This is a genomic window from Mycobacterium sp. (assembly GCF_035603715.1).
Lineage (GTDB): Bacteria > Actinomycetota > Actinomycetes > Mycobacteriales > Mycobacteriaceae > Mycobacterium.
Map to the genome: position 1 here is coordinate 1 of NZ_DATNJW010000027.1, position 6,984 is coordinate 6,984.

Here is a 6,984-nt window from a genome sequence, read left to right on the forward strand (position 1 = left end):
GTCCGGCGGTTCACGCTGCGGCGCAGCGCGCTGCTCTTCGGCAAGATGCTGCCGGTCGGGATCGGCGCCGTTATCGGCGCCGTCGGCAACCGACTGGCGGGCAAGAAGATCGTGCGTAACGCCCGCAACGCGTTCGGTGAGCCGCCGGCGCGGTGGCCGGTCAACCTGCTCCTACTGCCGACGGTTTCCGACGCCGGTTGAGTGCGAGAAGCCGGTCAGAACTCACATGGCGGATCGCTGTCGAAGGGTTAGCCTTTATGGGGCGGCCTGTCGGAGCCGCCGCAGGTGAGACGTGGCAAGCGCGGCATTGCGCTTCCGGACGAAGGAATCGAGGCGAGCAGCTGCTGTGAGCAGTACGAGTTCACCATTCGGGCAGAACGAATGGCTGGTCGAGGAGATGTACCGCAAGTTTCGCGAAGACCCCTCCTCGGTCGACGCGAGCTGGCATGAGTTCTTGGTCGACTACAACCCTCCCGAGCCGATGGGCGACGCTCCGGTAGCCGTGAAGCCGGCCACATCTGCACCGACTCCTCCGCCGGCTTCCCCGGCGCCGACCGCACCTCCGCAGCCTGCGCCACCCGCTTCCCCTGCCGCATCCGGCAATGGTGCGCCAAGCGCACCGGCACCGGCACCGGCGCCCGCCGCCAAGCCGGCCGGCCCGCCTCCCGGCGACGGCGACGAGGTCCAAGTGTTGCGGGGTGCGGCCGCCGCAGTCGTGAAGAACATGTCGATGTCGCTGGAACTTCCGACCGCGACCAGCGTGCGTGCGATCCCCGCCAAGCTGATGATCGACAACCGCGTGGTGATCAACAATCAGCTCAAACGCACTCGCGGCGGCAAGGTTTCGTTCACCCACATCTTGGGCTACGCGCTGGTGCAGGCACTCAAGGCCTTCCCGAACATGAACCGGCACTACGCCGAGGTCGACGGGAAGCCCACCTCGGTCACGCCCGCTCACATCAACCTCGGTCTGGCCATCGACTTGCAGGGCAAGGACGGCAAGCGGACATTGGTCGTCGCGGCGATCAAGCGTTGCGAAACCATGAGTTTCGGGCAGTTCGTGACGGCCTACGAGGACATCGTCCGGCGAGCCCGCGACGGCAAGCTCGCCGCCGAAGACTTTGCCGGCGTGACGATTTCGCTGACCAACCCCGGCACCATCGGCACCGTCCACTCGGTGCCGCGGCTGATGGCGGGTCAGGGAACGATCGTCGGCGTCGGCGCGATGGAGTACCCGGCCGAATTCCAGGGCGCCAGCCCGGAACGCATCGCCGAACTCGGTATCGGCAAGCTGATCACCCTGACCTCGACCTACGACCACCGCATCATCCAGGGCGCGGAATCGGGTGACTTCCTGCGCACCATTCACGAACTCATCCTCGCGGATGATTTCTGGGACGACCTGTTCCGGGAAATGGGTGTGCCCTACTTGCCGATCCGGTGGAGCACCGACAACCCCGACTCGATCGTCGACAAGAACGCCCGCGTGATGGAATTGATCGCGGCGTACCGCAACCGCGGTCATCTGATGGCCGACATCGATCCGCTTCGGTTGGACAAACTCAGGTTCCGGAGCCACCCCGACCTCGAAGTGATCACTCACGGCCTGACGTTGTGGGATCTCGACCGGGTGTTCAAGGTCAACGGCTTCGCCGGTTCTGAGTACAAGAAGCTACGCGACATCCTGGGTCTGTTGCGCGACGCCTATTGTCGTCACATCGGCGTCGAGTACACCCATATCCTCGATCCCGAGCAGCTGGCCTGGCTGGAAGAGCGCGTCGAGACCAAGCATGTCAAACCTACTGTGGCGCAGCAGAAATACATTCTGAGCAAGCTCAACGCCGCCGAGGCGTTCGAGACCTTCCTGCAGACGAAGTACGTCGGGCAGAAGCGGTTCTCGCTGGAGGGCGCCGAGAGCACCATCCCACTGATGGACGCAGCGATCGATCAGTGCGCCGAGCACGGGCTCGACGAAGTGGTCATCGGCATGCCGCACCGCGGCCGGCTCAACGTGCTGGCCAACATCGTCGGCAAGCCGTATTCCCAGATCTTCAGCGAGTTCGAAGGCAACCTGAACCCGGCCCAGGCGCACGGTTCCGGTGACGTGAAATACCACCTCGGCGCCACCGGCGTGTACCTACAGATGTTCGGCGACAACGACATTCAAGTGTCGCTGACCGCGAACCCGTCGCACCTGGAGGCCGTGGACCCGGTGCTGGAGGGTTTGGTGCGGGCCAAGCAGGACCTGCTGGACAAGGGCGAGGGCGAACGCGGTAACTCCGTGGTGCCGATGATGCTGCACGGCGACGCCGCCTTCGCGGGTCAGGGTGTGGTCGCCGAGACGCTGAACCTGGCCAAGCTGCCCGGCTACCGCGTCAGCGGAACGATCCACATCATCGTCAACAACCAGATCGGCTTCACCACCGCGCCCGAGTATTCGCGATCCAGCGAGTACTGCACCGATGTCGCGAAAATGATTGGCGCACCGATCTTTCACGTCAACGGCGACGACCCGGAAGCCTGTGTGTGGGTGGCCAAGCTGGCGGTCGACTTCCGGCAGAAGTTCAAAAAAGACGTCATCATCGACATGCTGTGCTACCGGCGCCGCGGGCACAACGAGGGCGACGACCCGTCGATGACGAACCCGTACATGTACGACGTGGTCGACGTCAAGCGTGGCGTCCGCAAGACCTACACCGAAGCGCTGATCGGCCGCGGCGACATCTCGATGAAAGAGGCCGAGGACGCGCTGCGCGACTACCAGGGCCAACTGGAGCGGGTGTTCAACGACGTTCGCGAACTCGAGAAGCACGGTGTACAGGCGAGCATGTCGGTGGAGTCCAACCAGATGCTCGCCGCCGGTCTGGACACCGCGGTGGATAAGGCATTGCTGGCCCGTATCGGTGACGCATTCCTCGCTCTGCCAGAAGGATTCGCCGCCCACCCGCGGGTTATTCCGGTGCTGGAGAAGCGCCGCGAGATGGCCTACGAAGGCAAGATCGACTGGGCCTTCGGCGAGTTGCTGGCACTGGGTTCGCTTGTGGCCGAAGGCAAATTGATCCGGCTATCCGGGCAGGACACCCGGCGTGGCACCTTCTCGCAACGGCACTCAGTGATCATCGATCGCCAAACCGGCGAAGAATTCACCCCGTTGCAGTTGCTGACCGTCGATAAGGACGGCAACCCGACCGGCGGCAGGTTCATGGTCTTCGACTCGCCGCTGTCGGAGTACGCCGCCGTCGGCTTCGAATACGGCTACACCGTCGGCAACCCGGACGCACTCGTGTTGTGGGAGGGACAGTTCGGCGACTTCGTCAACGGAGCACAGTCGATCATCGACGAGTTCATCAGCTCCGGCGAGGCCAAGTGGGGCCAGCTGTCCAGCGTGGTCTTGCTGCTACCGCACGGGCATGAAGGGCAGGGCCCCGACCACACCTCCGGTCGCATCGAGCGTTTCCTGCAGTTGTGGGCGGAGGGTTCGATGACGATCGCGGTGCCGTCGACCCCGGCCAATTACTTCCACTTGCTGCGCCGCCACGCACTCGACGGGGTCCAGCGCCCGTTGATCGTCTTTACGCCAAAGTCGATGCTGCGCAACAAAGCTGCGGTCAGCGACATCAAAGAGTTCACCGAGACCAAGTTCCACTCGGTGCTCGAGGAGCCCACCTACGAGGAAGGCATCGGTGACCGCGGCAAGGCGACTCGGATGCTGCTGACCAGCGGCAAGATCTACTACGATCTGGCGGCTCGGAAGGCGAAAGACAACCGGGACGACATTGCGATCGTGCGCATCGAGCAGCTTGCGCCACTGCCCTGGCATCGGCTCAGCGACACGCTAGACCACTACCCGAATGTCAACGAGTACTTCTGGGTGCAAGAAGAACCGGCCAACCAGGGTGCGTGGCCCCGCTTCGGCTTGGAGCTGCCCGAGCTGTTCCCGGGCAAACTGACTGGCATCAAACGGATTTCGCGTCGCGCCATGTCGGCGCCATCGTCGGGTTCGTCGAAGGTGCACGCCGTCGAGCAGCAGGAGATCATCGACGAGGCCTTCCGCTGATCGGTTGAGCGCGAGCGGTTCTGCAAGTTTCATCGAGATCGACGGTGGCGAGAAGAACTGCGGGTAAGCAGCTCGCCAGCGTCGATCTCGATCCCTGAAGAGCATCGCAGGGGTAGTGGCGGGACACGTGCGACGCCGCGATCCGATGCCTTGATCAAGCGGCGCCGCGACGGCTGGTCGGAGCGTGAGTCCTAGCGGTGTAGGGCCCGCTCGTGCCTCGCCCCGTTGCCGATTGTCGACATGGGCGCAGTGACATCGGTTTCCACCGGTTGCTCGTGAGCGGCGTGGACCGTGCCGGACTGCGGCCTGATCCGCGGCGGCCGCGACGGGACGTTCATCGGCCACCAGAACCAGCGGCCCAGCATCGCCGCGATGGACGGCATCAGGAACGACCGCACCACCAGTGTGTCGAACAACAGGCCCAGACCGATGGTGGTGCCCACCTGACCAACAGCCCGGTTGTCGCTGACCATCATCGAGGCCATGGTGAAGGCGAACACCAGGCCCGCGGCCGTCACGACCCTGCCGGTACCACCCATCGCGCGGATGATGCCCGTCTTAATCCCGGCGCCGATCTCCTCCTTGAACCGCGCGACCAGTAACAGGTTGTAGTCGGAGCCCACCGCCAACAGGATGATGACGGACATCACCATCACCAGCCAGTGCAACTTGACTCCGATCAGGTATTGCCAGAGCAACACGGACATCCCGAATGAGGCAGCCAACGACAACGCCACCGTTCCCACGATCACCAACGCCGCCACCAGGCTTCGGGTGATGAGCAGCATGATGATGAAGATCATGCAGAGCGATGAGATACCCGCGATCATGAAGTCGTAGTTCGACGCTTCCCGCAAGTCCTTGAACGTCGCTGCGGTGCCGGCGATGTACACCTTGGCATCCTCCAGCGCGGTGCCCTTGAGCGACTCGTAGGCAGCCGTCCTGATGACGTCGATGCGCGACATGCCTTCGCCCGTCGCCGGATCCGCCTTGTGCGAGATGATGAAGCGAGCTGCCTTGCCGTCCGGCGACAGGAACAGCTTCTCGACCCGCTGGAAGTCCGGGTTGGAGAAGACCTCGTGCGGCAGGTAGAAGGATTCGTCGGTCTTTGCGGCGTCGAAGTCCTTGCCCATGGCCGTCGCGTCTGCGGTGAGTTCGTCGGCCTGGTCGAACATTCCCGACATCGTGCTGTGCATGGTCAGCACCATGGTCCGCAGGCTCCGCATGGTCTCGATCTGCGGCGGCAGCAGCGCGACGAGTTGGGGCACCACGGCGTCGACGGTATCCACGTCTTTGCTCAGCTCCCCTAGCTTTTCGCTGAGCTTGTCCACACCGTCGGTGGCGTTGTACGCCGACCGGATTCCCCAGCAGATCGGGATGTTGTAGCAGTGCGGATCCGCGTAGAAGTAGCTCCGCAGTGGCCGGAACGTGTCATCGAAATTGGCGATGTCGTCGCGCACCTCGTTGGTGATCGCCACCGTGTCTTTGGTGACGCCGGCGACGTGATGAGTCGTTCCGACCAGCTGGTTCATCAGAACGTTCACGCGCTCCAGCGATTTGATGGTTCCGCCGAGCTGGTCGGCCAGCTTGGACATGTCATCCAGCCGCCCCTTGGCGACCTGCAGGTTCTGCAGCTGCCCGGCATTCTGCATGCTGAGTAAGAACGGAATCGAGGTGTGCTCGAGCGGTGTGCCCTGCGGCCGCGTGATGCTTTGCACTCGAGCGATTCCCTCGACGCGGAAAATACTCTTGGCCAGTTTGTCCAAGACCAGGAAGTCCGCTGAATTGCGCATGTCATGATCGGACTCGATCATCAACATTTCCGGCATCATGCGCGCCTGCGAGAAATGCCGCTCCGCGGCGGCCATTCCGACGTTGCCGGGGGTGTCCTTGGGTATGTAGTCGCGGTCGACGTAGCTCACTTTGTAACTCGGCAGCGCGAGCAGGCCGACCATGGTGACCGCACACGTCGCGGCGAAAATCGGTGCCGGCCAACGGACGACGGCGGTGCCCACCCGTCGCCAACCGCGGACGCTGTGCAACCGCTTGGGCTCCAGCAGACCGAATCGGCTGCCGACCGCAATGACCGCCGGGATCAGGGTCAACGCGACGGCGACCGCGACCAGCATGCCCACCGCGCAGGGCGCGCCCAAGGTCTGGAAGACCGGTAGCCGGGCAAAGCTGAGGCAGTACGTCGCGCCCGCGATCGTCAGGCCGGACGCCAGAACCACATGGGCGACACCACGATAGGAGGTGAAGTACGCGGTCTTGCGATTCTCGCCGTTGTGGCGCGCCTCGTGATAGCGCCCGATGAAAAAGATTCCGTAGTCGGTGCCCGCCGCGATCGCGAGCGACACCAAGATATTGGTGGCAAAGGTCGACAGTTTGATGACATCGTGCAAAGCGAGGAAGGCAACAATTCCTCGGGCAGCGGCTAATTCGATGCCGACCATGGCCAGCAGCAGCGCCACCGTGACGAACGATCGGTAGACGAAGAGCAACATCACGAAGATCACCGCGACCGTTGTCACCAAGATCTTCACGACTGTCTTGTCGCCGCTGGTATTACCATCGGCCGCAATCGCGGCCGGACCGGTGACATAGGCCTTCACACCCTTCGGTGCGGGCGTGCTGTCCACGATTTTCCGGACTGCCGCGACGGAATTGTTGGACTTTGTCTCGCCTTGATTGCCAACAAGATTCAGCTGAACGTAAGCGGCCTTGCCGTCGGCACTCTGCGCACCCGCCGAGGTCAGCGGATCTCCCCAGAAGTCCTGTATGTGCTGCACATGCTTCGGGTCGGACTTCAGCCGGCCGATGAGCGCTCCGTAATACCGATGAGCGTCCGAACCAAGAGGTTGGTCACTTTCGAGGACGATCATCGCCATCGCGTCGGAATCCGACTCTTTGAATACCTTTCCGATGCG

2 protein-coding genes and 1 pseudogene are annotated in these 6,984 nt (G+C 63.2%); 2 read left to right on the forward strand and 1 reads right to left on the reverse strand.

The features are described 5' to 3' along the window. Together VN856_RS00930 and VN856_RS00935 are read left to right on the forward strand one after the other, a co-directional pair. Nucleotides 1–201: pseudogene (locus VN856_RS00930) on the forward strand (hypothetical protein); the annotation flags it as partial. Between the two features lie 145 nt (nucleotides 202–346). Then, a complete protein-coding gene (locus VN856_RS00935) occupies nucleotides 347–4,057 on the forward strand; it encodes a multifunctional oxoglutarate decarboxylase/oxoglutarate dehydrogenase thiamine pyrophosphate-binding subunit/dihydrolipoyllysine-residue succinyltransferase subunit (RefSeq protein ID WP_325685252.1) in 3,711 nt (1,236 codons plus the stop codon). A gap of 191 nt (nucleotides 4,058–4,248) precedes the next feature. Here the strand turns inward: VN856_RS00935 and VN856_RS00940 are convergent. Then, the coding region (locus tag VN856_RS00940) for an RND family transporter (RefSeq protein ID WP_325685253.1) at nucleotides 4,249–6,984 on the reverse strand (2,736 nt) is incomplete at its 5' end.